Consider the following 26748-nt stretch of genomic DNA (forward strand, 5'->3'; position numbering starts at 1 on the left):
CAGGTCGGAACGCGCGGCAGGCGCCCGCATGGCAGGGGTGCCGACCGGCCCGGTGTCGAGGGGGCATCGGTTCGGTCGTCGGGAAGGCGGGCGCCGCGCGTGAAGGACCCTTCACGTCAGCGGGGGTGTGAAGGGTCCGGGCCGGAGGCGCAGGGCGCCGGCGTCGGACGGGGAGACCCGACGCCGGACCGCCACAGCCGCCTCCGGCCCTTTCGCGTCCTCGGGCCAACCCCGTGTTGATCACACGCCGACGTGTATCTGGTCCGTTCGAGCGATCCCTTGTTAAATCGTTGCGCTGTTCGAGGTGACTCGGCGGCACAATAAGCACGCATGGTGAGCCGGGTGGGGCCGGCGGGCCATGTTGCTCCACGACAGGACGCCGCCGCACGGGGGAACGACAAGGTGCGGCGGCGTCACCGGGGAACAGCAGAGGGGACGACATCATGAGCACCACTGACGACACCACGTCGACCAGCACGCCGGACGCGACTCTCGACCCCGCGACGGTGGCCGAGGTCGAGCAGGCGCTGGACGGCGTGCAGGGCGGCGGGGTCGCCCAGCCCAACGGCGGCATCGGCCACGCCGAGACCGTCCAGCCGGTCGCTCTCGTGCAGCCCGCCACCGGCGGCATCGGCCACCCGGAGGACCCGCAGCCCGGCCCGGTCCCGCCGACCGCCGACGGCGGCATCGGTCACCCGGAGGGCCCCAAGCCGGACGGGATCGCCAAGCCGCACGGCGGCATCGGCCACGCCGAGGTCGTGCACTGAGGAGTGTCACCCGGTCGGGTCGGTAACGGCTCCCGCCGCCCGGCCCGACCGCGTCGTTATCAATTCGTGAGTATCTGAGCCCCAGTTGGCTGCTCTTAATCACGTCGGGCCCGTCCGGGGGCCCGCGGGAGTGAATGGGGCGGCGGTGGCAGCACACGGGAACACGCCGGGGGGCGTGGCCGTCATCGAGCACGATTGGCCCGACTGGCTGTGGACGACTACACCAGGTAGGGCAGGATGCAGGCACGGGGTGCGTCCCCGGGGTGGGGGGACCGGGACGCGCCTGCGTGCCTCAGACCCGGAGGTGCTTCGAATGGCCGTTGACACGTGGGACGGGCTGACCGGCCATGACCCTTGGGAGGGGCTGACCGGTCATGACCGCCACGCGGCGTGTCTGGTCGCGGCCAGGGGCGGCAACCGCAGGGCGCTGGACGTGCTGGTGGCCGACCTGACGCCGCTGGTCTGGCACGTCACGCGCAGCCAGGGCCTGGACAAGGTGCACGCGGAGGACGTCGTGCAGACCGTCTGGCTGGCCCTGCTGCGCCACCTGGACCGGCTGCAACAGCCCAAGGCGCTGGCGGCGTGGCTGATCGTGACCGCCCGCCGGGAGGCCCAGCGGGCCAAGGCCACCGGCTACGACCGGGAGACCCCGGTGGCCGCCGAGGACCTGGTCGACATCCCGACCCAGGTGGACGGCCCCGAGCAGCACGCGCTGCGCGACGACCGGGACCGCCGGCTGTGGGCCGCGTTCAAGCAGCTCACCGACCGTTGTCAGAAACTGCTCACGCTCACCGTGCTGTCGGGCCGCGCCCAGTACGACGCGGTCGCGGAGGCGTTGGAGATGCCGCGCGGCAGCATCGGCCCGACCCGGGGCCGCTGTCTGATCTCCCTGCGCGAGCTGCTGGACGCAGAAGGGGGGCCGCAGTGAGCGCCGATCACGAGGACGAGTTCGACGAGGCCGGTCTGGACATGGACAACCTGACCGAGCAGGACCTGCTCCTGCTCGCCGAGCTCGACGTGCTGTTCGACAAGGTCGACCCGGTGCCGGCCGACCTGGTCGAGCGCGTGCAGTTCGCCATCGCGCTGGAGGACCTCGACGTCGAGGTCGCGCGCTGGGAGCGCGCCGAGGAGCTGGCCGGCGTCCGGGGCGCCGGCCCGAACACCGTCACCTTCACCGTGGAAGACCTGACCATCATGGTCAGCTTCGCCCCGGCCGGTGCCGGGTACCGGTTCGACGGCTGGCTGGTGCCCGGAGGTCCGCACACCGTCGAGGTCCGGGTGGCCGGGCACTCCTCGACCACCGCGGAGGCCGACGAGGGCGGCCGGTTCGCGGTGGACGACGTGCCCAAGGGGACCACGCAGCTGGTGGTGCACCTGGCCAACGGAACGGGCTCACGGCCCCGGACGATCGTGACGCCGACGCTCATGCTGTAGGCGACTCTCGATCTTTCCCCGGACGGTGGACACCACACTGCCGGCGGGGTGTGCTGGTATGTACGGGTGCCTCCGTCGTCCCCAGCAGCTGCCGCGCGCCCTGGCGTCGCCGCGCAGGTGCTGGACCGGGTGACCAGGCTGCACGCCGACGCCCACCAGATCGCCCTGTCCCAGCAGTACGTCAAGGCGTCCCGGCTCAACCGCCGGGGCCTGCGGATGCTGGACCGGCTGCCGGCCGAGGACCCGGACCAGCAGACGCTGCGGGTCCGGGTGCTGGCCTCGCTCGCGCACACCGACTCCGAGGCGTACGGGATCCGCGAGGGCATGCCGTCGCTGGACCTGGCCGGCCGGCTGGTGTCGTCGATGCCGGTCGGCTCCCAGCGGATGGCGCTGGAGGGCCTGATCGAGCGCCAGCACGGCAACATCCTGTGGCGGGCCGGCCGGCTGCCCGAGGCCCGCGCCGTGCTGGACAAGGCCGTGGTCGCCGCGGACAAGGCGCTGGCCTCCGGCGCGCCGGTGGAGAACGGCCTGATCAGCGCGCTGACCGCCCGGGCGCTGGTGAACATCGCCATGGGCCATCCCACCTCGGCCGGCGACGACCTGCGTCGCTGCCTGTGGCTGGGCCACACCTATCACGCGCCGCTGACGCTGGCCATCACCACCACCAACCTCGGCGAGATGCACTACCGGATGGGCGATGCCCCGACGGCGCTGCGCTACTACGAGGAAGCCGAGCGGCTGATGCAGCGCGTCGCGCCGACCGCCGTGTCGAAGGTGCGGTCCGACCGGGCGCAGGTGCTGCTGTTCGCCGGGCTGGCCGAGGAGGCCGCCAACGCGCTGGACGAGTCCTTCGCCAGCCTGCGGGCGCAGGGCAGCAACCGGGACCTGGCTGAGGCCGAGACGCTGCGGGCCGCCGCCGCCGTGATGGCCGGCGACTACGCCGCCGCGCGGGCGTTCGCCGCCCTCGCCCGGCGTCGGCACCTGCGGCAGGAGCGTCCGGTGCTGGCCTGGCTGGCCTCGCTGACCGGGCTGCACGCCGCCGTCGCCGTTGCGCTGAGCGGCCCTCGCAAGCCGTCGAAGTCGTTGGTACGCCAGGCTTTGCAGCTGTCGGAGCAGATGGGCGGGGTGGCCAAGACCGACGAGGCCGCCGTCGCCAAGCTGCTGGCCGTGCGGGTGCTGCTGCGGCGGGGCGAGGTCGAGGAAGCCACCCGGCTGTTGGCCGAGACGCCCGCGCCCCGGCGCTTCACCTCCATCGACCACCGCATGCTCCGCCGGCTGGTCCGGGCCGAGGTGGCCGTGGCCACCGGCGACCGCCGCACCGCCTTCAGCCAGGCCCGGGTCGGGTTCGCCGAGCTGGGGCGCACCCGGGACCGCATGGGCGGGCTGGAGCTGGTGTCCGGCACCGCCGTGCACGGGCGTGAACTCGGCGTGCTGGCCGTGCGGCTGGTGTTGGACGGCGGGCGCTCCGCCGCCAACGCGCGGCGGCTGTTCGGCTGGCTGGAGCGGACCCGGGCCCAGGTGTACCGGTACGAGCCGCAGCCCTCCATCGACGACCCCGAGCTGGCCGACCGGGTCAGCGAGATCCGCAACCTCACCCGGTCCATGCAGCTGGCCAAGGCCGAGGGCCGGTCGGTGCGGGAGATGGCCGCCCGGCAGGCCGCGTTGCAGCAGGAGGTCACCCGGCTGGGCTGGCAGACCACGGTGTGGGGCCGGCCGCGGCCGGTGGCCGACCTGGCCGAGGTCGGCAAGCGGCTGGAGGACCGGGCGATGATCAGCTTCGCCGCGGTCGAGGACGCCCTGGTCGCCGTGGTCATCGTGGACGGCCGGCCGCGGCTGGTGCGGCTGGGTCGCGTCGCCGACGCGCAGCAGGCCGCCCAGATGCTGCACGCCGACCTCGACGCCCTGGCCCCCGACCACCTGCCCGCCGCCCTGGTCGAGGTCGTGTCCTCCTCGGCCCGTCGGCGGGCCGAGTCCCTGGACGAGCAGCTGCTGCGGCCGCTGGCCGCGGTCATCGGCGACCGGGAGCTCGTCATCGTGCCCACCGCTCCCCTCTACCCCATCGCCTGGGGCGCGCTGCCGTCCCTGCGTGGCCGGCCCGTCGTCGTCGCCCCGTCCGCCACCGCCTGGCTCTCCGCCTCCGCCGACCAGCAACTGCCCGGCACCGGCCGCAGCGTCCTCGTCGGCGGTCCCGACCTGCCCGCCGCCGTCGGCGAGGTCGCCCAGCTCACCCGCTACCTGCCCGGCGCCCAGGTGCTGCACGGTCCTCAGGCCACCGTCGAGGCCGTGTTGGAGGCCCTCGACGGCGCTCAGCTGGCCCATGTCGCCGCCCATGGCGTGCACGAGCCCGGCAACGCCCTGTTCTCCCGCCTCGACCTCGTCGACGGCGGCCTGTTCGCCCACGAGACCGCCCGCCTGCAACGCCCGCCCGAGCAGGTCGTCCTGGCCGCGTGCGAACTCGCCATGAGCCGCATCCGCCCCGGCGACGAGGCCCTCGGCTTCGCCGGCGCCCTGCTGGCCACCGGCGTCCGCACCGTCACCGCCGCCGTCTCCCGCGTCGGCGACCACACCGCCGCCGAGAGCATGGCCTTCTACCACCGCCGCGTAGCCGAAGGCGCCCGCCCCGCCGTAGCCCTGGCCGACGCCACCGCCGCCGACCCCTTCCGCCGCCCCTTCATCTGCCTAGGCGCGAGCAACTAGACGAGCCCACCACGCCGTTCAGCGGCGGGCGGGTGGGGCACGCAAGGGGGCCGGGCCGGGCAGGGGCAGTTCATCCGGCTCATGGCCCGAAACGTCGAGGATGGCAACCCGTGACGGGGTCCGGGGCGAAGCCCCGGCGTGGGGGCGTGGGGGCCAGGCCCCCTCAAGACACGAAGGCGGCCCCTGTTCGCGCTTTCCGCGAACAGGGGCCGCCCAGGGCCGACTTCTCTCAGAAGTCCATGCCGCCGGCGTCCGGGGCGCCGGCCGGGGCCGGGTTCTTCTCCGGCTTGTCGGCGACGACGGCCTCGGTGGTGAGGAACAGCGCGGCGATCGACGCGGCGTTCTGCAGCGCCGAGCGGGTGACCTTGGCCGGGTCGATGATGCCCGCGGCCACCAGGTCCTTGTACTCGCCGGTCGCGGCGTCCAGGCCCTCGCCGGCCTTGAGACCCTTGACCTTCTCCACCACGACGCCGCCCTCGAGGCCGGCGTTGACGGCGATCTGCTTCAGGGGCGCCTCGACGGCGACCTTGACGATGTTCGCGCCGGTGGCCTCGTCACCCGACAGGGTCAGGCCCGCGAACGCGGCCTCGGCGGCCTGCAGCAGGGCGACGCCGCCACCGGCGACGATGCCCTCCTCCACGGCGGCCTTGGCGTTGCGCACCGCGTCCTCGATGCGGTGCTTGCGCTCCTTGAGCTCGACCTCGGTGGCGGCGCCGGCCTTGATGACGGCGACACCGCCGGCCAGCTTGGCCAGGCGCTCCTGGAGCTTCTCGCGGTCGTAGTCCGAGTCGGACTTCTCGATCTCCGCGCGGATCTGCTTGACGCGGCCCTGGATCTGCTCGGCGTCGCCGGCGCCCTCGACGATGGTGGTCTCGTCCTTGGTGACCACGATCTTGCGCGCCTTGCCCAGCAGGGACAGGTCGGCGTTCTCCAGCTTCAGGCCCACGTCCTCGGAGATGACCTGGCCGCCGGTGAGGGTGGCGATGTCCTGGAGGATGGCCTTGCGGCGGTCGCCGAAGCCCGGGGCCTTGACGGCGACGGACTTGAAGGTGCCGCGGATCTTGTTGACCACCAGGGTCGCCAGGGCCTCGCCCTCGACGTCCTCGGAGATGATCAGGAGCGGCTTGCCGCCCTGGATGACCTTCTCCAGCAGCGGCAGCAGGTCCTTGACGGAGCTGATCTTGGAGCCGAACAGCAGGATGTACGGGTCCTCGAGGACCGCTTCCTGACGCTCGGCGTCGGTCACGAAGTAACCGGAGATGTAGCCCTTGTCGAAGCGCATGCCCTCGGTGAGCTCCAGCTCGAGCCCGAGGGTGTTGCTCTCCTCGACGGTGATGACGCCTTCCTTGCCGACCTTGTCCATCGCCTCGGCGATGAGCTCGCCGATGGTGGAGTCGGCGGCGGAGATGGACGCGGTGGCAGCGATCTGCTCCTTCGTCTCGATCTCCTTGGCGGTCTTGAGCAGCTGCTCGGCGACGGCCTCGACGGCCTTCTCGATGCCGCGCTTGAGACCGAGCGGGTTGGCGCCGGCGGCGACGTTGCGCAGACCCTCGCGCACCAGCGCCTGGGCCAGCACGGTCGCGGTGGTGGTGCCGTCACCCGCGACGTCGTCGGTCTTCTTGGCGACCTCCTTGACGAGCTCGGCCCCGATCTTCTCCCACGGGTCCTCGAGCTCGATCTCCTTGGCGATGGAGACACCATCGTTGGTGATGGTGGGGGCGCCCCACTTCTTCTCCAGCACGACGTTGCGACCCTTGGGGCCGAGCGTCACCTTGACGGCGTCTGCGAGGGTGTTCATCCCGCGCTCGAGACCGCGGCGGGCGTCCTCGTCGAACGCGATCATCTTGGCCATTGCGGTGTGGTCCTCCGGAATATGGATGACACGGTGCTCGGCCAGGCTCGGTGCCCGCGACGGACGACCCACCGGGGTTCACCCGGCCGGCCTCACCGTCCCGACCTAACGTGTTGGCACTCGTAGTGCCCGAGTGCTAGTTCGTGTTTAGCACTCGGACGCGGCGAGTGCAAGCAAACACCGCTCAGGCGGTGAGCCACACGATCAACACGACCAGCAGGACCAGCAGCGCGGTGCCGGCCAGCACCGGCAGGGCCCACCGGGCCACGCCGCCGTCCTCACGGAAGGCGGTGGCGTTGATCGGCGTCGGCGGGCGCAGCCGGACCGGCTGGTCGCTCTGCGGCGGGTAGCCGCCGTACTGCGGCTGGGCCGGGGCCGGCGGCTGGTACGGGCGCGGCTGGGGTTGGCTCGGGAACGGCTGGGAGGCCGGGCTCAGCGGCGAGGCCACCGGCGCGGGCTGCACCGGCGCCGGCCCGCTGGCCGGCTCGGTCCGCACGGTCGGCTGCTGCGCGACCGGCGCGCCGGGAGTGGCCACGGTGACCAGCGCCGAGCGGGCGGCGGCGACCAGTTCGCGGCAGTTGGCGTAGCGCTGTTTGGGGTCCTTGGCCATGCCCTTGCGGATCACGTCGTCGATGCCGGCCGGCAGCGACGGCACCAGCTTGGTCACCGACGGCGGCTGGCTGCCCAGGTGGCCCTGGATCACCTCGGACACCCCGCCCTGGTACGGCGGGCGGCCGGTCAGGCAGGCGAACAGCACGCAGGCCAGGGAGTACAGGTCGGTGCGCCCGTCCACCGGCTCGCCCCGCAAGTGCTCGGGGGCGGCGTAGGTGGGCGAGCCGAGGAAGTCGCCGCCGCGGGTGCGGTGGCCGGTGGCCCCGCGCCGGGTCAGGCCGAAGTCGGCCAGATAGACGTGCTCACCCGCCGACTCGCGGCTGGTCACCAGCATGTTGGCCGGCTTGACGTCCAGGTGCACCAGGCCGCGGCCGGCCAGCATGTCCAGCGCCTCGCCGGCCTGGCTGACCAGGATCAGGGCGCGCGAGGGCGGCAGCGGGCCGTCCTTGATCAGGCTGGCCAGGTCCGACCCGTCCACCAGCCGCATGGCGATGTAGAGCAGGCCGTCCAGCTCACCGAAGTCGTACAGCGGCACCACGTTGGAGTGGTCGATGGCCGCGGTGTTGCGCGCCTCGTCGACGAAGCGCTCGCGGAACTCCGGGTCCTCGGTGAGATGTTCGGAGATGACCTTCAGCGCGACCTTGCGGCCCAGCCTCATGTCCGTCGCCCGGTACATGACGCTCATGCCGCCGCGGCCGAGCACCGCGTCGATGCGGTAGTGGCCAAGGCGCTTTCCGGTCAAGTCGTCCGACACGCGGTCAGCGTAACGTCCGCAAGTTTCGGCTCGCGTCCGGTTGGCGGGAAAACGGCGGCGGCCGCGCGGGCCGCCGCCGTCGACTTGCGGTTATCAGACCTTGCGGACGTCCGCGGCCTGGCTACGGCCGTCACGGCCGGCCTGGACCTCGAACTCAACCCGGTCGCCCTCTGCCAGTGCCCTGAATCCGTCCATCTGAATCGCCGAGTAGTGGACGAACACGTCCTGACCACTGTCCTGAGCGATGAAGCCGTAGCCCTTTTCCGAGTTGAACCACTTGACCGTGCCGACTGCCACGGCGTCCTCCTTGAGATGTGGCGCACGGCGCTGGGAGCGCCGAATGGATCTCACGACAACGTTAGCGGCGGCAAGCCCTCTCGCCATCTGCTTGTTGGGTGCTCTTCATGCGACAGGATCGTTGCCGCACAGCAATTTCTGATGACTCGAACGGCGGTACCGCCGACACCGGCGGGTATGCGGGAGGATGGGTCGCGTGTCCACTTCAGCCACTCGGCTGGCCAGCGTCGACGAACACCTGTCAACGGTGTTGGACCTGGTCGGCAATACGCCGGTAGAACGCATTCCGCTCGCGGACTGCCTTGGTCTGGCCATCGCCGAGGACCTGCGATCCCCGGTCGACCTGCCCCCGTTCGACAATTCGGCGATGGACGGCTACGCCGTTCGGGCGCGAGACATCAGGGACGCCCCGGTCGAACTCCCAGTAACCGACGACATTCCCGCCGGCAAGGTGGAGCTGTCCGCGCTCGCGCCCGGCACAACCCAGCGGATCATGACCGGAGCCCCGGTGCCGCCCGGCGCGGACGCCGTCGTGCAGGTCGAGCTGACCGACGGCGGCGTCGAGCGGGTGTTGATCAACGGCGAGGTCGAGCCGGGCGCGCACATCCGGCGGGCCGGCGAGGACGTCCGGGTCGGCGACGTGGTGCTGCGGGCCGGGGCCGAGCTCGGGCCGCCGCAGCTGGGGCTGGCCGCCGCGGTCGGCGCGGGCGAGCTGCCGGTCCGCCGTCGCCCGCGGGTTCTGGTGCTGTCCACCGGATCCGAACTCGTCGCGCCGGGGAATCCCTTGTTGCCGGGGCAGATCTACGAATCGAACGGCGTGATGCTGGCCGCCGCTATTCGATCCGTCGGCGCGCTGGCCGAGGTGCTCACCTTCGTGCCCGACGATGTCGAGGCCTTTCACAAGGCGTTGGCCGACCGGCTGGAATCGGCCGATCTCATCGTCACCTCCGGTGGCGTGAGCGCCGGCGCCTATGAAGTGGTGAAGGACGCGTTCACCGGCAACGGCGTCGAGTTCCACAAGGTGGCCATGCAGCCGGGCATGCCGCAAGGGGCCGGGAAGTACCGGGGCGTGCCGGTGGTGACGCTGCCGGGCAATCCGGTCAGCGCCCAGGTGTCGTTCGAGGTGTTCCTGCGCCCGGCGCTGCGCTCGGCCATGGGGCACACGGTGATCCAGCGGCCGACCCGGACCGCGGTGATCGACGAGGGCCTGCACTCGCCGCCCGGCCGCCGGCAGTTCCGACGCGGTCGCTACGACCCCGCGGCCGGCACGGTCCGGTTGGTCGGCGGCCCCGGCTCGCACCTGCTGCGGGCGCTGGCGGTGGCCAACTGCCTGATCATCGTCCCGGAGGGTGTCGGCGAGGTCGCCGCTGGTGACACCGTCACGGTGGTCTCGCTGGATGCGTAGAGTCGTGTCGTGGGACTCATCGGGTGGATCGTGCTGGGCGCGATCGTGGGCTGGGCGGCCAACCTGGTCGTCGGCGGCCGGGACCGCCGGCCGCAGGGCTGCATCGTCAGCATCCTGGTCGGCGTCGTGGGCGCGTTCTTCGGCGGCTGGCTGTTCCAGCTGGCCACCGGGCATCCGCAGGACTTCGGCTGGAACTTCAGCAGTTTCGGCATCGCACTGGTCGGCGCGGTGATCCTGCTGGCGGTGCTGCGCCTGATCCAGGGCGCGGGCCGCCGCCGGTAGCGCACGCGGGCTCGGCCGGCGGGTGCCCTATCGTGTGCCGCGATGAACGCCAACTCGCCCGAACCTGCCGGGTTCTCCGTTAGCCACTTCCTGGAGCTGGCCCGCAAGACCGTGCCGCCGATGCACCCGGGCGGCCGGCCGATCGTGGCCGGCTTCGCCGTCGGGGCGCTGGTGCTGCGGCTGCTCAACCGCCGGCTGGGTCTGCTGGGCTTCCTGGCCACCGCCTGGTGCGCCTGGTTCTTCCGGGAGCCGGCCCGGGTGACGCCGAGCCGCCCGAACATCGCGGTCGCCGCGGCCGACGGCACGGTGGCCGACGTGGTCGTGGTCGAGCCGCCGGCCGAGCTGGGCCTGTCCGGCCGGATGCTGCGGATCAGCACCTTCCTCAACATCTTCGACGTGCACGTGCAGCGGCTGCCGGCCTCCGGCGAGATCACCGCCGTGCACTACCGGCCGGGCAAGTTCCTGTCGGCCGACCTGGACAAGGCGTCGGAGGACAACGAGCGCAACTCGCTGGCCATCCGCACCGAGCAGGGCCACGACCTGGTCGTGGTGCAGATCGCCGGCCTGATCGCGCGGCGCATCGTGTGCGAGGTCAACGCCGGCGACCCGGCGCTGGCCGGCCGGACCTACGGCCTGATCCGCTTCGGCTCCCGCGTCGACCTCTACGTGCCGCTGGGCAGCAAGGTGCTGGTCGAGCCGGGCCAGCGGACCATCGGCGGGGAGACCGTGCTCGCCGAACTCGGAGGCTGACCCCGATGCCATCGGGTCCCGGCGTCCGGCTGCTGCCCAACGCCATCACGGTGCTCGCCATGTGCGCGGGCCTGTCCGGCGTGCAGTTCGTGCTCACCAACAACTACGAGGTGGCCATCGGCGCGATCGGCGCGGCCGCGGTCCTGGACAGCCTGGACGGCCGGATCGCCCGGCTGCTCGACGCCACCAGCAAGATGGGCGCGGAGCTGGACTCGCTGGCCGACGCCATCTCCTTCGGCGTCTCGCCGGCGCTGATGCTCTACATCTGGAGCCACGGCTCGGACAACGGGCAGTGGATCGTCTCGCTGATCTTCGCCGCCTGCATGGTGCTGCGCCTGGCCCGGTTCAACACGCTGCTCGAGGACACCGAGAAGCCGCCGTTCACCAAGGAGTTCTTCGTCGGCGTGCCGGCCCCGCCGGGGGCGCTGCTGGCCCTGCTGCCGATGGTGCTGTGGCTGGCCGCCGGCAACGGCTGGTGGACCTCGCCGATCGTGGTCGCGGTGTGGACGGTGTTCGTGGCGGCGCTGATGATCAGCCGGGTGCCCACGCTGTCGCTGAAGACGATCAAGGTGCCGCCGCGGGTGGTGGCGCCGCTGCTGGTCGGCGTGGTGCTGGTGGCCGCGACCGTGCTGCTGTACCCGCTGTGGGCGCTGGTCGCGGCGATGCTGATCTACCTGGGCCACATCCCGTACGCCGTGTACCGCTACTACTGGCTGGCCCGGCATCCGGAGGCCTGGTCGGTGCCGTCGCGGGAGCGGCGGGCCATCCGCAGGGCCGGCAGCGCCGCCCGCCGGTTCGGGCTGCGGCCGCCGCTGCGCCGCCGGGTGGCTGGCGCGGCCAGCCGGATCAGCCAGGTGCGGCTGCCGCGGCGCGGCGAGCCGTCCACCAACGGCCGCGCCAACGGCGACGGTCGCCGCCGGGGCTGGCGGCAGCTGGGACTGCGCCGTCAGGAACGCCGCTGAGCCTCGCGGCCCGTGGCTAAGCTGGCGGTCGTGATCTCGCTGACCGCCCGGCTGTCACCGTCCGCGCTGGACACCCGGCGAGGTGTCGTCCGCCTGCATCCCGAGGTGCTGGCCGCGCTGGGCCTGCGCCCGTGGGACGCGGTGAAGCTGACCGGGGCTCGGGTCAGCGCGGCCCTGGCCGCCGCCCACGACGGCGAGAGCCCGCACGGCTTCGTCTACGTGGACGACGTGACGCTGTCCAATCTGGGCATCGTCGAGGGCTCGGAGATCGTGATCGCGCCGGTCGAGGTGGCGCAGGCCCGGTCGGTCGTGGTGTCCGGCTCCCGGCTGGCCTCGGCGTCGGTGCACCCGGACACGCTGCGGCTGGCCCTGACCGGCAAGGTGCTGACCACCGGCGACGCGGTGTCGCTGCTGCCGCAGGACCTGGCGCCGCCGCCAGGGTCGGACGTCTCGCAGGCCCGGCGGCAGCTGTCGCTGGCCATCGGCACGACGTGGACCAACGAGCTGATCACCGTGACGGCGACGCAGCCGCCCGGTCCGGTGACGGTCGGCCCGAGCAGCGTGCTGAACTGGCGGGGCACCGAGGTGGTGGTCGAGCCGGAACCCGTCGCCGAGCTGGTGGTCGCCCCGGTGGAGGCGCCGGCGGTGCCGCCGGTGCCGGTGGCCGACCTGGTCGGCCAGCAGGACTCGGCCAAGCTGCTGGCGGAGTGGCTGGACCTGACCTTCCACCGGCCGGAGCTGCTGGCCCAGCTGGGCGCGTCGGCGCAGCTGGGGGTGCTGGTCACCGGGCCGGAGGGAGTCGGCAAGGCGACCCTGGTGCGGTCGGTGGCCCACTCCGTCGGGGCCGCGGTGGTCGAGCTGTCGGCCCCGAGCATCGCCGCGCTGGAGGCCAACGCCGCCGCGCAGCAGCTGTCGGCGACGATCGCCAAGGCCACCAAGCCATCGGTGCTGTTGATCTCCGACATCGACGCCCTGCTGCCGGCCTCGACTCCCCCGCCGGTGGCCACGATCGTGCTGGACACGCTGCGTTCGGCGGTCCGCGGCGAAGGCCTGGCGCTGGCCGTGACCAGCGCCCATCCCGAGGCGGTCGATCCTCGGCTGCGGGCCCCGGAGCTGGTGGACCGCACGCTGTCGCTTCCGTTGCCCGACAGCAAGGTTCGCGTCGAGCTGCTGCGGGTGCTGCTGCGCGAGGTGCCGGTGGAGTCCGATGTGGACCTCGGCGCGATCGCCGACCGCACGCCCGGTTTCGTCGCTGCCGACCTGGCCGCGCTGCGCCGGGAAGCGGCTCTGCGGGCGGCCATGCGGCACTCCGACGGCGTGCTCCAGGTCAGCCAGCAGGACCTGTTGGGCGCGTTGGAGACCGTGCGCCCGATTTCCATGTCCACTTCGGACACTTTGCGGACCGGCGGGCTGACCCTCGACGACGTCGGCGACATGGCCGAGGTCAAGCAGGCGCTCACCGAGGCCGTGCTGTGGCCGCTTCAGTACCCGGATTCCTTTGCCCGCCTTGGGGTTCAGCCGCCGCGCGGGGTCCTGATGTACGGGCCGCCCGGCTGCGGCAAGACCTTCCTGGTGCGGGCCCTGGCCGGCAGCGGGCGGCTGAACGTGCTGTCGGTCAAGGGCGCGGAGCTGATGGACAAGTTCGTCGGCGAGTCCGAACGGGCCGTGCGGGAGCTGTTCCGCCGGGCCGCCGAGGCCGCGCCCGCCCTGGTCTTCCTGGACGAGGTCGACGCCCTGGCCCCGCGCCGCGGCCAGTCCTCGGACTCCGGCGTCGCCGACCGCGTCGTGGCCGCCCTGCTGACCGAGCTCGACGGCGTGGAGCCGCTGCGGGACGTGATCGTCGTCGGCGCCACCAACCGGCCCGAACTGCTCGACCCCGCCCTGCTGCGGCCCGGCCGGCTGGAACGGGTGATCTACGTGCCGCCGCCGGACGCCGACGCCCGGGCCGAGATCCTGCGCTCGGCCGCCCGGAACATGCCGCTGGCCGCCGACGTGGACCTGGCCGCGCTGGCCGCCGAGCTGGACGGCTACTCCGCCGCCGACTGCGCCGGCCTGGTCCGGGAGGCAGCCCTGACCGCCATGCGCGAGTCCCTGTCGGCGGCCGAGGTCACCGCCGCCCACCTGGCGCGGGCCCGCACCGCCGTCCGCCCGTCCCTGGACCCCGCCCAGCTGGCCGCCCTCGCCGCCTACGCCGACTCCCGCCAGCGCTGACCCGCTCCTTGATGACAGGAAAGGCGTTTCGGCGGGGCGGTCGGTCAGCCCTTGGCGGGTGGGTTGTAGTCGTTGGTGATGATGACGATGACGCCGGGCGAGGCCGACTGGATGCCGTCGAAGCGGGGCATGACCCGCATGTGGAAGGCCTGGCCGAGCTGGTTGGCGGCGGCTTCCTCGTCGGTGCCGGGCGTGAAGTACACGGTTGTGGTGGCGATGATGCCCTGCGAGTAGGCGGCGACCGTGGTCACGTTCCAGCCGGCGGCCTTGAAGTCGTCGGCGGCCTTCTGGGCGTAGCCCTGGATGGTGCCGTTGTTGTAGACGCGCACCGGCACGGACTGCGGGTTGTTGGCCGGGGGCGGCGCCGCGGTCGTCGTGGTGGCCGGCGGCGGCGCGGTCGTGGTGGTGGTCGGCGCGGCGGTGGTGGTTGTGGGCTTGGCCGAGGTGGACGACGAGGTGGTGGTCGGGGCGGCCGTGGTCGTGGTGGTGGCGCCGGCCTCGTTGCTGCCGCCGCCGAGCGGCAGCAGGCTGACGATGCCCATGACCAGGGCGATCCCGGCGACCACGAGCAACACGATGCCGGCGATGCGGGCCGGCCGGGCCGGGCCGCCGCTGGGGGTTTCCGGCGTGGTCATCGCAGCTCGAACCCCAGCCTGCGCGCGGCGCGGGCGCGCTGCCTGCCGGCGCGCAGCCGGCGCAGCCGCTTGATCAGCATCGGGTCGACGGCCATCGCTTCCTGCTTCTCGATCAGGCCGTTGAGCACCTGGTAGTACCGGGTCGAGGACATGTCGAACAGCTCGCGGATGGCCTGTTCCTTGGCTCCGGCGTACTTCCACCACTGACGTTCGAACGCCAGGATGGCGTGCTCTCGTCGGGTCAGGCCGTCGGCAGGCTCGTCCACCTGCGTGATGGCCTTTGCGGCGTCCATCTGGTTCCTCGCCCCTCACGGTCGCGGATCCCTGCGGTCGCAGGAATCACACGCGTGTGATTCCAGGCGACCATTCAATCACGTGATCTTGATCCCGGCCGTGCCCGACCTCGGCGCGTCCCGGATCGGCAACCTTACCGACCACCCCTGACATTGATCTTGCCGAACCGGCCCCTAGGGTCGGGACCATGGCGATTCACCCCATCCGCGTGGTCGGCGACCCGGTGCTGAGCACCCCGACCCGCCCGGTGACCGAGTTCGACGAGGGCCTGCGCACTCTGGTCGCGGACATGTACGAGACCATGGCGGCGGCCAACGGCGTCGGTCTCGCGGCCAACCAGATCGGCGTCGACCTGCGGGTATTCGTCTACGACTGCCCCGACGACCAGGGCAACCGGTTCAAGGGTGTCGTCGTCAACCCGAAGCTGGAGACCTCCGACCGGCCGGAGGGCATGCCCGATCCGGACGACGACTTCGAGGGCTGCCTGTCGGTGCCGGGCGAGACCTACCCGACCGGCCGGGCCGACTGGGCCAAGGTCACCGGCGTGGACGAGCAGGGCGAACCGGTCGAGGTCGAGGGCACCGGCTTCTTCGCCCGCTGCCTCCAGCACGAGACCGACCACCTCGACGGCCTGCTCTACCTGGACCGGCTGGTCGGCCGCAACGCCCGGGCGGCCAAGAAGATGCTCAAGCGCAACGGCTGGGGCGTGCCCGGCCTGTCCTGGGACCCCGCGGTGGAGCCGGACCCGTTCGCCGACGAGGACGACGAGGACTAGCGGCGGTCCCGTGGCCGGGTTGTCCACAGGCCGGGAGTTGTCCACAGACAGCCCTGTCGCAAGATCAACTAGGGCTTGCCGCCGGTAGGCTGGCAGCGGGGCCGGCCCCCAGGGTTGGGTGGGGGCCTGAGGTTGGGTGGGGGCGTGCAAAAGTCGTGGGGCTGAATGGGAAGCAGGCGCAACCCCCAGGTTGATCATGTGGTTGTCGAATTGATCATGTGGTTGTCGAAGCCATGACCTGCCAGGGATGTCGTGCCTGCTGTGTCATCACCCACCGCCCTGACCACGCTGCCTCCACTGACCTCCGACGGTCTGGCTGACCTGTGGCGATACCGGGCCGCGGTCCCTGATCCGCGTCGACGTCGTGGGATCCGGCACTGTCTGGGCGGCGTGCCGGCGTTGGCAGCGGTCGCGGTGGGCGGGGGCGGCAATGGGTGCCCGTTCGGCCGCGCGTTGATCCATCGCGGCCGATCGCACGTCTTCCTCTCGTAAGGCGCCACTCCTGGGAGGACCAGAGCCATGGGCAGGGTCGTCGTCACGGCCACCACCACCCACCGCAGTGCGATGCGCACGATCGCCGATTCGCTGACCGGCCGCGGCCATGAGGTCGAGCTGATCACCGGCCTGGAGCCGCCGACGGGGCGCTCGCTGGTCGACCAGCACCGGCGGCTGTGCCGGCTGCTGTCGGAGTCCGACGTCCCGACCGTGGTCGTGGGCGACGTCGCGTTCCAGGGCACGCTGCCGCTGAGCTACGGGGCCCCGGGCCCGAAGCCGGCGGCGCTGATCCTGATCGGCACCGAGCCGTTCTCGCTGAGCAGCATCGACACCGCGCCGGCGGGATTCGGCCTGCCGCCGGACCGCACGGCCGCCGGCCGCGAGCGCAACCGCCGGGCCTACGAGTACGTCCGGGACGCGCTCGGCGGCGTGCAGGAGGAGTTCGTCGAGGCCATGCGGTCGGTCGGGGTCACCCACGACCCGCTGCCGTTCGTGCTGGACGCGCCGATCCTGGCGGCGGACCGGTTTCTCCAGCTGTCGGTGGAGGAACTGAGCTATCGGCGCAGCGACACACCGTCGCACGTGCGGTTCGTGGGCACGCTGCCGTCGCCGCACTGCGAGGACGACGTGGTGATCAGCGACGGCGGCTTCGACACCGTGCAGCGGGCGCTGCGGCACGCCAAGCCGTTGGTGCTGACCGGCCGCTCGGCCGACCAGCTGGAGGGCAACACCCGGGTCGCGGCCACCGGGGCGGCGCTGTACCTGGCCACGGACAAGCCCTCGGACGACGACATCGAGCAGGCGGTGCGGATCGTGCTGGCCGACCCGACCTATCGCGGCAACGCCCGGCGGCTGGCCGCCGAGTACGCGCGGCTGGACGCCCTGGGCAGCATCGCCGACGCCGTCTCGTCGTGCCTACGGGACTAGCAACAGCTTTCCCGTGGTGGCACGGGATTCCAGGTCGATGTGGGCCTGGGCGGCGTCCTTCAGGGCGTAGCGGCCGCCGATGTGGACGGTGAGCTGTCCGTTGCGGACGAAGTCGAACACCTCGCCGGTGCGGCGGATCAGCGCCTCCCGCGTCGGCACGTGGTCGGCGACGGCCGAGTACGACAGCAGGATGCTGTTGGGCAGGTCCATCGGGGTCAGCGTCGGCACGCCCATGAACGGCCCGTAGTAGACGTGAACCCCGTGCCGCCGCAGGGAAAGCTGGGATGAGCGGAAGGTCGGCGCGCCGCCGCCGTCGTAGACGACGTGCGCGCCCTCGCCGCCGGTCAGCTCGCGGATCTTGTCCTCGAAGCCGCCGCCGCTGGACACCAGCACGTGGTCGGCCTGCGCTGCCGCGACCTTGTCCGGCCGGGACACCAGGCCGATCGACGTGCCGCCGCGGGCCCGGATCATCTGGGTCAGCATCCGCCCGACCCCGCCGGCCGCCGCGTGCACCACGGCGACGTCGCCGGGCTTGATCGCGTACGTCTCGGTGGTGAAGTGGTTGGCGGTCAGGCCCTGCATCATCACCGCGGCGGCGGTCTCGTCCGCGATGTCGTCGGGCAGCTTGACCAGCGACTCCGCCGGCGCGAGCACCAGTTCGGCGTAGCTGCCGGGCACGTAGAACCAGGCGACCCTGTCACCGACGGCGAGGTCGGGCACCCCGTCGCCGACGGCGACCACCCGGCCCGCGCCCTCCACGCCCAGCGTCACCGGCGCGCCCCAGCCGGCCATGCCGGTCTCGCGGGCGCCGATGTCCATGTAGTTCACGCCGATGGCGGTCGGCGTGACGACGGCCTGGCCGGGGCCCGGCGTGGGATCGGGGAATTCGGCCCAGGCCAGGACTTCGGGCCCACCGTGCCGGTCGATGTGAATTGTTCGCATGGCATCGAACTTAAGCCGGCAAAAATGGACCCGCAAGTACAGAACGTCAGCTCAGCAGGCGCTGCACCTCGGCCAGCTGGGCCGGCGTCAACGCCCCGAACTCCAGCGCCCCCACGTTCTCCTCGACCTGGGCGACGGTGCGGCAGCCGGGGATCGGCACCGCCCGGTCGCACCGGGCCCAGATCCAGGCCAGCGCCCCCTGGGCCAGCGTCCGTCCTTCCGAGGTCAGCACCTCGCGCACGGCCTCGACCCGCTTGACGAACTCCGGCGTCGGCCTGCCGTCGGAGAAGAACCGCATCCACTCCGGAACCTTGTTGCGCACGTCGTCCTCGGGCAGCGCCGCCGTGGCCCAGTCGCGGCCGGTCAGCAGCCCCATGGCCAGCGGCCCGCGGCACAGCATGGTCATGTCCTGGATCTCCAGCACCGGGTACAGGTCCGGCCGGTCGTGCAGCACGTTCATCTCGGCCTGCACGTAGGTGCCGAACACCGCCGCCCGCTCCGGGTCGTCGGTGCTCCAGCCGTAGGCCCGGATCAGCCCCTCCATCAGCAGGTCGTCACAGGCCGCCCGCAGCTCGGCGGCCTGGTCGAACGGCAGGTCGCCCAGGTGCAGCTGGTAGATGTCGACGTGATCGGTGCGCAGCCGCCGCAGCGACTCGGTCAGCGCCTTGCGCATGTAGGCCACGCTGCCGTCGCCGCCGGTCAGCTGCCGGGTGGCCGGGTCGAAGACGTTGCCCCACTTGGTGGCGATGCGGATCTCGTCCCGCCGGCCGGCGAAGACCCGGCCCAGCAGCTCCTCGGCGTGCCCGGTGCCGTACACGTCGGCGGTGTCGAACAGCGTCACCCCCAGCTCGACAGCCCGGCGCAGCGCCCGCGCCGACTCCTCGTCGTCGGTCGGCCCCCAGCCGACCGCCTGCGTCCCGGCCCAGAACGGACCGCCCATCGCCCACGTGCCGATGCCCAGACTCACCATGGACCCGATCCAACAGGATGGAGCGCGCTCGAGGTCAAACCTCTTTTCGCCAGGGCACGCTCGGTAAGCCGGCCAGCTCGCGCAACGACCGGCAGCGCACCAGCTCGTCGTAGCGCTCGGCCAGCACGTGGGCCCGGATCCGCTGGGCCTGCGAGGTCGTGGGCAGCTCGCCCAGCAGCAGGAACGGCATGGTCAGCCGCCAGCCCTGGACCACGGTCTCGCGGTGGCGGTGCGGGGCCCGCAGCACCATCCGGGCCACCCGCATGGCGTGCTCGTTGCCGGTCATCCGGTCCGGGTAGCCCATGTGGTCCCAGGCCCAGCGCTGCTCGTCGGCGACCCGGCAGCGCAGGCAGGGCAGGTCCCCGGTGCCCAGCTCGGCCCCACAGGCCGGGCAGCGCAGCAGCGTCATGGCCACGTCGGTGCAGGTCCACGGCAGCTTGCCGACGTCCTCCAGCAGCACCAGCTCGGCCAGTTCCAGCTCCGGGATGCCGGAGACCTCCACCAGCGGCCGCCAGTCCAGGGTCCAGAACTGGTCGACCAGCTCGGCGCACACCTGGCACATCGGGTAGCCGCGGCCGGCCAGCTCGCCGCAGGCCGGGCAGTCGATGACCGCCGTGGGCCGAACGGCCCGCCGGGCGCCCGGTGGAAACGGTTGATCGTCGGCCACCGGCACAAGGTACGCGACCGAGGCTGGCAGGAAGCGCCGGCATTCGCTAGCGTCGGGATGCCGACAACTGAACACCGCGGGAGCTCGCGCTGGAAGCGGGCTGAGAGGGCGGCTGGGTCATCCGGACCCGGTGCCGCCGACCGCCTGAACCTGACTGGGTAATGCCAGCGTAGGGAGGAATCGCCATGACGTCGCTTGACGACCGTGTCCGGCCCACCGTGACCACGGGGCCCATCCAGGGCTCGCGCAAGGTCTACGTCGACGGCCCGCACGACACCCGGATCCCGATGCGCCGGGTGGAGCTCAGCAATGGCGAACACCTTGACCTGTATGACACCTCCGGCCCCTACACCGACTCGGACGCCGTCATCGACGTCCACAGTGGACTGTCGAAGCTGCGCGCGCCCTGGGTCGCCGAACGCGAGCCCGTGAACGGCGCGGTGACGCAGCTGGCCTACGCCAAGGCCGGCATCATCACCAAGGAGATGGCCTTCTGCGCCGCCCGCGAGGGCGTGGACCCCGAGTTCGTGCGCAGCGAGGTGGCGATCGGCCGGGCGGTGATCCCGGTCAACCGCAACCATCCCGAGTCCGAGCCGGCCATCATCGGCAAGAAGTTCCTCGTCAAGATCAACGCCAACATGGGCAACTCGGCCGTCTCCTCCTCGATCGAGGAGGAGGTGGACAAGATGGTGTGGGCGGCCCGCTGGGGCGCGGACACCATCATGGACCTGTCCACCGGCAAGCGGATCCACGAGACGCGGGAGTGGATCCTGCGCAACTCGCCGGTGCCGGTCGGGACCGTGCCGATGTACCAGGCGCTGGAGAAGGTCAACGGCGATCCGACCAAGCTGTCCTGGGAGATCTACCGGGACACCGTGATCGAGCAGTGCGAGCAGGGCGTGGACTACATGACCGTGCACGCCGGCGTGCTGCTGCGCTACGTGCCGCTGACCGCCAAGCGGGTCACCGGCATCGTCTCCCGCGGCGGCTCGATCATGGCCGCGTGGTGCCTGGCCCACCACACGGAAAGCTTCCTCTACACCAACTTCGAGGAACTCTGCGACATCCTGCGGGCCTACGACGTGACGTTCTCGCTGGGCGACGGGCTGCGGCCCGGGTCCATCGCCGACGCCAACGACGAGGCCCAGTTCGCCGAGCTGCGCACGCTGGGCGAGCTCACCCACATCGCCCGGGCCAAGGACGTGCAGGTGATGATCGAGGGCCCCGGCCACGTGCCGATGCACAAGATCGTGGAGAACGTGCGGCTGGAGGAGGAGGTCTGCGGCGAGGCCCCGTTCTACACGCTCGGCCCGCTGGCCACCGACATCGCGCCGGCCTACGACCACATCACCTCGGCCATCGGCGCCGCCCAGATCGCCTGGGCCGGCACCGCGATGCTGTGCTACGTCACGCCCAAGGAGCACCTCGGCCTGCCCAACCGGGACGACGTGAAGGTCGGCGTGATCACGTACAAGATCGCCGCGCACTCGGCCGACCTGGCCAAGGGGCATCCCAAGGCCCAGGAGCGCGACGACGCGTTGTCCCAGGCCCGCTTCGAGTTCCGCTGGCACGACCAGTTCAACCTGTCGCTGGACCCGGACACCGCGCGGGCCTACCACGACGAGACCCTGCCGGCCGAGCCGGCCAAGACCGCCCACTTCTGCTCCATGTGCGGCCCCAAGTTCTGCTCCATGCGCATCACCCAGGACGTGCGCAAGTACGCTGAGGAGCACAACTTGTCCTCAGTGGAAGCGATCGAGGCGGGCATGGCCGAGATGTCGGCGGAGTTCGCGTCGCACGGCAAGCAGGTCTACCTGCCGGTTGTGGAGGGGTAAATGGGGGCTGTGCTCATGCCGCGCGGGGCGAGTTCGCTCGTGACCGGTCTCTTCGCCTTGGCCGGAAAAACCGCTGAACAGATGCGATTTTCCCGGCCCACGGCTCCAGAGACCGGCGCGAACCCGCGGGGTGATCGGTGACGAATTCCACTCCCCCCAGGGCACTGACCATCGCCGGCACCGACTCCGGCGGTGGCGCGGGCGTGCACGCCGACTGCCGGACGTTCTTCGCCTGCGGCGTGCACGCCACCACCGCGGTCACCGCGGTCACCGTGCAGAACTCGGTCGGGGTCTCGGGTTTCCACGAGATCCCGCCCGAGGTGGTGGCCGCGCAGATCGAGGCCGTGGTGTCGGACATCGGTGTCACGGCGGCGAAAACCGGCATGCTGGCCTCGGCGGCGATCATCGAGGCGATCGCCGCGACCATCGACAAGGTCGGCATCGGACGGGACCGAACGATCCCGTTCGTGGTCGACCCGGTGTCCGCGTCCATGCACGGCGACCAGCTGCTGCACGACAACGCCCTGGCCGGCCTGAAGAATCTGCTGTTCCCGCGAGCATCCCTCGTCACGCCCAACCTGGACGAGGTGCGGCTGCTCACCGGGATCGACGTGACCAGCCGGGACATGATGCTGGACGCGGCCAAGGCGATGTACGACCTCGGGCCGCAGTGGGTGCTGATCAAGGCCGGCCACCTGCGGTCGGACCCGGAGTGCGTGGACATCCTCTACGACGGCGTGGCCGTCATCGAGCTGCCCGGGCCGCGCTTCGACGTCCAGCACACCCACGGCAGCGGCGACACCCTGGCCTCGTCGATCACCTCGGCCCTGGCCAAGGGCGCCACCATGCCGGCGGCGGCCGAGTTCGGCAAGCGCTTCATCGTGCACGCCGTGCGCAACGCCTACCCCCTCGGCGCCGGCACCGGCCCCGTCTCCAACTTCTGGCGCCTCTCCGACAACCCCATCTGAGCGCTGCTCAAGTGTGGAAGGGGGCCTTCCTCCACTCGGAGTGAAGGAAAGCCCCCTTCCAACCCCGTCGGCGGTGGCGTCAGCTCACTGGCTGGGGTAGGGCGTCGGCGGTGGCGTCGTAGGCCTCGCGGGCGGTGCGGATCTCGTCGAAGTTGTCCTGGGTCCAGTTGTTCAGGGCGATCAGGATGGCGCTGATGCTGCGGCCCAGCGGCGTGAGGGCGTACTCCACGCTCGGCGGGGTCGTCGGGTAGACGGTGCGGCTGATCAGGCCGTCCCGCTCCAGGCTGCGCAGGTTCTGGGTGAGCACCTTGGGTGTGATGCCGGCCACCTCGCGGCGCAGCTCACCGAACCGGTGCGGCCGCCGGGCCAGCACCCCGAACATCAGCGCGGTCCACTTGTTGGCCACCAGATCCAGCACGTCGCGGCACGGGCAGGCCCGGAGGTAGACGTCCCAGGCGGTTTCCATCAGGTACCTACTTTACAAATTTGTGCCTACTAGCGGATGTGTACCAGCTCCCACAGGATGGCCTGACAACCGTTCAAAGGGAAGGGACAGATCGACATGCGAGTCGTGCGCCAGACCGAACTGGGCGGGCCCGAGGTGCTGCAGGTGGTCGACGTGGCCCGTCCGGAGCCGGGGCCGACGGAGATCCTGGTCCGGGTGCACGCGGCCGGCGTGAACCCGGTGGACTGGAAGACCCGGGAGCACGGCGTGTTCCTCGGGCAGCCGCCGTTCGTGCTGGGCTGGGACGTCTCCGGCACGGTCGAGCAGGTCGGCTTCGGGGTCAGCTGGCTCCAGCCGGGCGACGAGGTGCTGGGCATGCCGGCGTTCCCCAAGGAGGTCGGCGGCTACGGCGAGTACGTCGTCGCCCCGTCCCGGCACTTCGTGCGCAAGCCGGCCGGCCTGAGCCACTTCGAGGCCGCCGCGCTGCCGCTGGCCGGCCTCACGGCTTGGCAGGCCCTCGTCGACGACGCCGAGGTGCGGCCGGGCCAGAAGGTGCTCGTGCACGCCGCCGCCGGCGGTGTCGGCCACCTGGCCGTGCAGATCGCCAAGGCCCGTGGCGCCTACGTCTACGGCACCGCCCGCGCCGTGAAGCACGACTTCCTGCGCGGCATCGGCGTGGACGAGCCCATCGACTACACCACCGCCGACTTCACCCAGGTGGCCAAGGACGTCGACGTGGTCTTCGACCTGATCGGCGGCGAGAACGCCCTGCGCTCGGTCGACGTGCTCAAGCCCGGCGGCACCGTGTTCGCCGTGCCCGGCGGCGTCGACGACACGCTGGCGGCCAAGGCCAAGCAGCACGGCGTGCGGGCCACCGGCATCCTCGTCGAGCCCGACCAGCGCGGCCTGCTCGGCCTGCTGGACCTGATCACCGCCGGCAAGCTGACCGTCCGCGTGGACCAGGTGCTGCCGCTGGCCGAGGCCGGCAAGGCCCACGAGATCGGCGCGGCCAACCAACTGACCGGCAAGCTCGTGCTGGACGTCGCCGGCAACTGACGCCCGCACCCGCTGAGCGGCCGGTTCCCCCAGGGCCGGCCGCTCAGTGTCGTGAGTCAGACGTCCTCGGCCACCAGTTCCTCCAGCGCCGGCAGGGCGGCCGTGATCGCGGCCCGCTGCTGGTCGGTGAGCCGCTCCAGGCGGTTGTGCAGCTCGTGCAGCCGTTCGGAACGGACCCCGGCCATGATCCGCTCCCCCTCGGCCGTGGCCCGCACCAGCGAGGCCCGGCCGTCCTGCGGGTCGGCCTCCCGCAGCACGAAGCCGGACTCCACCAGCGCGGCGATGATCCGGGACAGCGTGGGCGGGGCCACGCCCTCACGGGCGGCCAGGTCGCCCAGGCGCATCGGGCCCTGATAGGTCAGGGTGGCCAGGGCCGAGATCGACCCCTGCCCCAGGCCGGGCGACCCGCTGCGGCGCAGGATCCGGGACAGCCGGCCGACCGCCAGGTACAGCCGCGTGGTCTCGTCGACCGTGGCCGTCGTCGTCGACATCGCCACGACACTCACTCCTCAGGTAGGTGGCACCTACCGTTCATGATGACTCAGCGCGGCGGGCTGGACGCCCGCGCCCAGAAGCGTTGCGGAATTCTCCCGGCAAGTAGGGCCGAACGGCCGGCATCCACCGCCCATCGCATCGCCGCCGCCATCCGCTCGGGATCCTGCGCCCGGGTGACGGCGGTGGCCAGCAGCACGGCCGAGCAGCCCAGCTCCATGGCCAGCGCGGCGTCCGAGGCGGTGCCGATGCCAGCGTCCAGGATCACCGGCACCGAGGCCCGGGACACGATCAGCTCGATGTTGTGCGGGTTACGGATGCCCAAGCCGGTGCCGATGGGCGAGCCCAGCGGCATCACCGCGGCGCAGCCGGCCTCCTCCAGCCGCAGCGCCAGCACCGGGTCGTCGTTGGTGTACGGCAGCACCACGAAGCCGTCCTCGACCAGCTGCTGGGCGGCGTCGAGCAGCTCGACCGAGTCGGGCAGCAGGGTGCGGTCGTCGGCCACCACCTCCAGCTTCACCCAGTTGGTCTCCAGGGCCTCGCGGGCCAGCCGGGCGGTGAGCACCGCCTCGGCCGCGGTGCGGCAGCCCGCGGTGTTGGGCAGCGGCTCGATTCCCAGGCGGCGCAACAGGTCCAGCACGCCGGTGCCGCCGGCGGCGTCCATCCGGCGCATGGCCACCGTGGTCAGCTCGGTGCCGGCGGCCAGCAGCGCCCGCTCCAGAACGGCCAGGTTGGCCGCCCCGCCGGTGCCCATGACCAGCCGCGAGCCGAACTCGCGGTCGGCGATGACAAACGGATCGTCCACCTCAGCCTCCCTGCACGGCGGTGAGCACCTCGACGCGACCGCCCGGCGGCAGCGGCGTTTCCGTCCAGCCGGCTCGCGGCACGACCTCGCCGTCCAGCGCGACCGCGATGCCCCGGGGCGGGGCGTCGATGGCGGCCAGCGCGTCGGCGACGGTGGCCCCGTCGGCCAGTTCGCGCTCGGTTCCGTTGACCACGACCAGCATTCAGCTTCCCCCGTTCGTCACGGCGAGCAGTCGGCCCGGGTCGGCGGCGCGCGCCGGCTCCGGTGGTTCACGTCCGGCGAGCAGGTCGACCACCGCCTCGGCGGTGATCGGGGCGAGCAGGATCCCGTTGCGGTGATGGCCGGTGGCGGCCAGCACGCCCGGCTCCAGCCAGCCCAGCAGCGGCAGGTTGTCGGGGCTGCCCGGCCGCAGCCCGGCGGCGCACTCCACCACCGCGAACTCGCCGATGCCCGGCAGCACCCGCTCGGCGTCGCGCAGCAGGTCCCGGACGCCGCCGACCGTGACCTCGGTGTCGAAGCCGGCCTCGTACTGGGTGGCCCCGAGCACCAGGCCGCGGCCGTCGCGCGGCACCAGGTAGACCTGCCGGCCCTCGACCAGGGCCCGCACGGTCCGGGTCGGCGGATCGAGCGCGCCGTCACGGGCCTTGAGCCGCAGCACCTCGCCCTTGACCGGCCGGACGACCTTGGCCAGCCCCTCGTACAGGCCGCCGCTCCACGCCCCGGCGGCCAGCACCACCGTGTCGCACTCGACGGTGGACCCGTTGGCCAGCAGCACTTCCCCGGCGCTGACGCTCTTCGCCGCGACGGCGATCGGCTGCGCGCCGGCGTCCACCGCCGCCTTGCGCAGCGAGGACAGCAGCACCCGGTTGTCCACGGCCAGATCCCCGGGCACCAACAGTCCACTTCGGACGGACGTGCCCAGCGACGGCTCCAGTTGACGGGCCCGACGCGCGGTGACTCGTTCCACCTCGCGGCCGAGCCGGGCCAGGTAGTCGGCCACACCCTCGAGTTCCTCGCGGTCGGCCGCGTCCACCGCCACCACCAGCGTTCCCTCGGTGCGCAGGCCACCCCGTTTGTCCAGGCGGGCGGCGAAATCCGGCCAGCGGTCCAGCGACGCGCTGCCCAGCGCCAGCACATGTTCCTCGCCCGGCCACGCCTCCGTGACCGGCGCGAGCATGCCGCCCGCCACCCAGGACGCGCCCGACCCCGGCGCGGCGTCGATCAACTGCACCTGGTGCCCGTCCTCGGCGGCCGCCCACGCGACCGACAGACCGACGACCCCACCACCGACAACGGCGATCTTCAAGACACATCACGCTCCCTGCGCCGGCATGACCCGGATCAGGTTCGACGGTCAGAGCTGGCAAGCTCCCTCTCAGCCCGGTTCCTCCAGGCTCCCGTGCGGACCACTGGCATCTA

At 72.0% G+C, this 26748-nt stretch carries 27 protein-coding genes and 2 riboswitches; of the genes, 14 read left to right on the forward strand and 13 right to left on the reverse strand.

Going from position 1 to position 26748, the window contains the following annotated elements; genetic code table 11:
- Positions 1-443 precede the first annotated feature (443 nt).
- The 4 genes from ACIG5F_RS22800 to ACIG5F_RS22815 all read left to right on the forward strand — a co-directional run bounded on the left by ACIG5F_RS22800 (position 444) and on the right by ACIG5F_RS22815 (position 4898).
- Positions 444-767, forward strand: a complete 324-nt coding sequence (locus tag ACIG5F_RS22800) for a hypothetical protein (RefSeq protein WP_396520467.1) — start codon at positions 444-446, stop codon at positions 765-767.
- 313 nt (positions 768-1080) lie between these two features.
- Positions 1081-1695 carry an RNA polymerase sigma factor gene (locus ACIG5F_RS22805; protein ID WP_396520469.1) on the forward strand — a complete coding sequence of 205 codons (615 nt, stop codon included), beginning with the start codon at positions 1081-1083 and terminating at the stop codon, positions 1693-1695.
- Between the two features lie 41 nt (positions 1696-1736).
- Positions 1737-2201: a hypothetical protein gene (locus ACIG5F_RS22810; RefSeq protein WP_043730413.1), complete on the forward strand. Its 465-nt coding sequence runs from the start codon at positions 1737-1739 to the stop codon at positions 2199-2201.
- A 129-nt stretch (positions 2202-2330) separates the two neighbouring features.
- Entirely contained in the window at positions 2331-4898 is a 2568-nt protein-coding gene (locus ACIG5F_RS22815) for a CHAT domain-containing protein (protein WP_396520471.1), read from the forward strand.
- Positions 4899-5127: 229 nt separating this feature from the next.
- On the opposite strand, the gene groL is transcribed toward ACIG5F_RS22815, so the two are convergent.
- The 3 genes from groL to ACIG5F_RS22830 form a co-directional block, all read right to left on the reverse strand.
- The gene (gene groL, locus ACIG5F_RS22820) at positions 5128-6750 is read right to left on the reverse strand and encodes a chaperonin GroEL (RefSeq protein ID WP_396520473.1); all 1623 of its coding nucleotides are present in this window, start codon (positions 6748-6750) and stop codon (positions 5128-5130) included.
- A gap of 184 nt (positions 6751-6934) precedes the next feature.
- Complete coding sequence (locus tag ACIG5F_RS22825; protein ID WP_396520475.1) at positions 6935-8116, reverse strand: protein kinase; 1182 nt, start codon at positions 8114-8116, stop codon at positions 6935-6937.
- A gap of 93 nt (positions 8117-8209) precedes the next feature.
- Positions 8210-8413 (reverse strand): cold-shock protein, encoded by a 204-nt coding sequence (locus tag ACIG5F_RS22830; RefSeq protein WP_025354171.1) that lies wholly within the window; start codon positions 8411-8413, stop codon positions 8210-8212.
- A 217-nt stretch (positions 8414-8630) separates the two neighbouring features.
- On the opposite strand from ACIG5F_RS22830, the gene glp reads away from it, so the two are divergent.
- From glp to ACIG5F_RS22855, 5 genes are read left to right on the forward strand one after another with little or no spacing between them, the layout of a single operon-like run.
- A complete protein-coding gene (gene glp / locus ACIG5F_RS22835) occupies positions 8631-9818 on the forward strand; it encodes a gephyrin-like molybdotransferase Glp (protein WP_396520672.1) in 1188 nt (395 codons plus the stop codon).
- 9 nt (positions 9819-9827) lie between these two features.
- A complete protein-coding gene (locus ACIG5F_RS22840) occupies positions 9828-10100 on the forward strand; it encodes a GlsB/YeaQ/YmgE family stress response membrane protein (protein WP_396520478.1) in 273 nt (90 codons plus the stop codon).
- A 42-nt stretch (positions 10101-10142) separates the two neighbouring features.
- Positions 10143-10850: a phosphatidylserine decarboxylase gene (locus tag ACIG5F_RS22845; RefSeq protein ID WP_396520480.1), complete on the forward strand. Its 708-nt coding sequence runs from the start codon at positions 10143-10145 to the stop codon at positions 10848-10850.
- A 5-nt stretch (positions 10851-10855) separates the two neighbouring features.
- Positions 10856-11812, forward strand: a complete 957-nt coding sequence (pssA, locus tag ACIG5F_RS22850) for a CDP-diacylglycerol--serine O-phosphatidyltransferase (RefSeq protein ID WP_396520482.1) — start codon at positions 10856-10858, stop codon at positions 11810-11812.
- 21 nt (positions 11813-11833) lie between these two features.
- Positions 11834-14023 carry an AAA family ATPase gene (locus tag ACIG5F_RS22855; RefSeq protein ID WP_396520674.1) on the forward strand — a complete coding sequence of 730 codons (2190 nt, stop codon included), beginning with the start codon at positions 11834-11836 and terminating at the stop codon, positions 14021-14023.
- 44 nt (positions 14024-14067) lie between these two features.
- Here ACIG5F_RS22855 and ACIG5F_RS22860 read toward each other — a convergent pair whose 3' ends face one another.
- Together ACIG5F_RS22860 and ACIG5F_RS22865 are read right to left on the reverse strand one after the other, a co-directional pair.
- Positions 14068-14658, reverse strand: coding sequence for a LytR C-terminal domain-containing protein (locus ACIG5F_RS22860; RefSeq protein WP_396520484.1), 591 nt, complete (start codon positions 14656-14658; stop codon positions 14068-14070).
- A complete protein-coding gene (locus ACIG5F_RS22865; protein WP_396520486.1) occupies positions 14655-14951 on the reverse strand; it encodes a DUF3263 domain-containing protein in 297 nt (98 codons plus the stop codon). Before ACIG5F_RS22865 ends, ACIG5F_RS22860 begins: the two co-directional genes overlap by 4 nt.
- A gap of 188 nt (positions 14952-15139) precedes the next feature.
- On the opposite strand from ACIG5F_RS22865, the gene ACIG5F_RS22870 reads away from it, so the two are divergent.
- Both ACIG5F_RS22870 and ACIG5F_RS22875 read left to right on the forward strand, forming a co-directional pair.
- Positions 15140-15727 carry a peptide deformylase gene (locus tag ACIG5F_RS22870; protein WP_396520488.1) on the forward strand — a complete coding sequence of 196 codons (588 nt, stop codon included), beginning with the start codon at positions 15140-15142 and terminating at the stop codon, positions 15725-15727.
- A gap of 519 nt (positions 15728-16246) precedes the next feature.
- On the forward strand, positions 16247-17149 hold the full coding sequence (locus ACIG5F_RS22875) for a glycosyltransferase (RefSeq protein WP_396520490.1): 903 nt from the start codon (positions 16247-16249) through the stop codon (positions 17147-17149).
- Here ACIG5F_RS22875 and ACIG5F_RS22880 read toward each other — a convergent pair.
- The 3 genes from ACIG5F_RS22880 to ACIG5F_RS22890 are packed head-to-tail and all read right to left on the reverse strand — an operon-like array spanning position 17138 to position 19728.
- On the reverse strand, positions 17138-18091 hold the full coding sequence (locus ACIG5F_RS22880) for a quinone oxidoreductase family protein (RefSeq protein WP_396520492.1): 954 nt from the start codon (positions 18089-18091) through the stop codon (positions 17138-17140). The genes ACIG5F_RS22875 and ACIG5F_RS22880 overlap by 12 nt on opposite strands.
- 46 nt (positions 18092-18137) lie before the next feature.
- Complete coding sequence (locus ACIG5F_RS22885) at positions 18138-19061, reverse strand: aldo/keto reductase (RefSeq protein WP_396520494.1); 924 nt, start codon at positions 19059-19061, stop codon at positions 18138-18140.
- 34 nt (positions 19062-19095) lie between these two features.
- Positions 19096-19728: a hypothetical protein gene (locus ACIG5F_RS22890; protein WP_396520496.1), complete on the reverse strand. Its 633-nt coding sequence runs from the start codon at positions 19726-19728 to the stop codon at positions 19096-19098.
- A 66-nt stretch (positions 19729-19794) separates the two neighbouring features.
- Positions 19795-19921, forward strand: a riboswitch (TPP riboswitch).
- Between ACIG5F_RS22890 and thiC the strand changes: the two genes are divergently transcribed.
- Both thiC and thiD read left to right on the forward strand, forming a co-directional pair.
- Positions 19914-21563, forward strand: coding sequence for a phosphomethylpyrimidine synthase ThiC (gene thiC, locus ACIG5F_RS22895; RefSeq protein ID WP_396520498.1), 1650 nt, complete (start codon positions 19914-19916; stop codon positions 21561-21563). (Overlaps the previous riboswitch by 8 nt.)
- A 137-nt stretch (positions 21564-21700) precedes the next feature.
- Positions 21701-22531 (forward strand): bifunctional hydroxymethylpyrimidine kinase/phosphomethylpyrimidine kinase, encoded by an 831-nt coding sequence (thiD, locus tag ACIG5F_RS22900; RefSeq protein ID WP_396520500.1) that lies wholly within the window; start codon positions 21701-21703, stop codon positions 22529-22531.
- 79 nt (positions 22532-22610) lie between these two features.
- On the opposite strand, the gene ACIG5F_RS22905 is transcribed toward thiD, so the two are convergent.
- Positions 22611-22997: a winged helix-turn-helix transcriptional regulator gene (locus tag ACIG5F_RS22905; protein WP_396520502.1), complete on the reverse strand. Its 387-nt coding sequence runs from the start codon at positions 22995-22997 to the stop codon at positions 22611-22613.
- A gap of 96 nt (positions 22998-23093) precedes the next feature.
- Here ACIG5F_RS22905 and ACIG5F_RS22910 point away from each other — a divergent pair, with 96 nt between their 5' ends.
- Complete coding sequence (locus ACIG5F_RS22910; RefSeq protein WP_396520504.1) at positions 23094-24032, forward strand: NADP-dependent oxidoreductase; 939 nt, start codon at positions 23094-23096, stop codon at positions 24030-24032.
- Positions 24033-24088: 56 nt separating this feature from the next.
- On the opposite strand, the gene ACIG5F_RS22915 is transcribed toward ACIG5F_RS22910, so the two are convergent.
- From ACIG5F_RS22915 to thiO, 4 genes are all read right to left on the reverse strand, one after another.
- Positions 24089-24523, reverse strand: coding sequence for a MarR family winged helix-turn-helix transcriptional regulator (locus tag ACIG5F_RS22915; RefSeq protein WP_396520676.1), 435 nt, complete (start codon positions 24521-24523; stop codon positions 24089-24091).
- A gap of 50 nt (positions 24524-24573) precedes the next feature.
- A complete protein-coding gene (locus ACIG5F_RS22920) occupies positions 24574-25329 on the reverse strand; it encodes a thiazole synthase (RefSeq protein ID WP_396520506.1) in 756 nt (251 codons plus the stop codon).
- A 1-nt stretch (position 25330) separates the two neighbouring features.
- Positions 25331-25531: a sulfur carrier protein ThiS gene (gene thiS / locus ACIG5F_RS22925; protein WP_396520508.1), complete on the reverse strand. Its 201-nt coding sequence runs from the start codon at positions 25529-25531 to the stop codon at positions 25331-25333.
- Complete coding sequence (gene thiO / locus ACIG5F_RS22930) at positions 25532-26635, reverse strand: glycine oxidase ThiO (RefSeq protein WP_396520510.1); 1104 nt, start codon at positions 26633-26635, stop codon at positions 25532-25534. It abuts the gene before it with no gap.
- Positions 26631-26740, reverse strand: a riboswitch (TPP riboswitch). Its footprint overlaps the gene before it by 5 nt.
- Positions 26741-26748 lie beyond the last annotated feature (8 nt).

Origin of the sequence: Kutzneria sp. NPDC052558 (genome assembly GCF_044547355.1) — a bacterium.
Taxonomy (GTDB): domain Bacteria; phylum Actinomycetota; class Actinomycetes; order Mycobacteriales; family Pseudonocardiaceae; genus Kutzneria.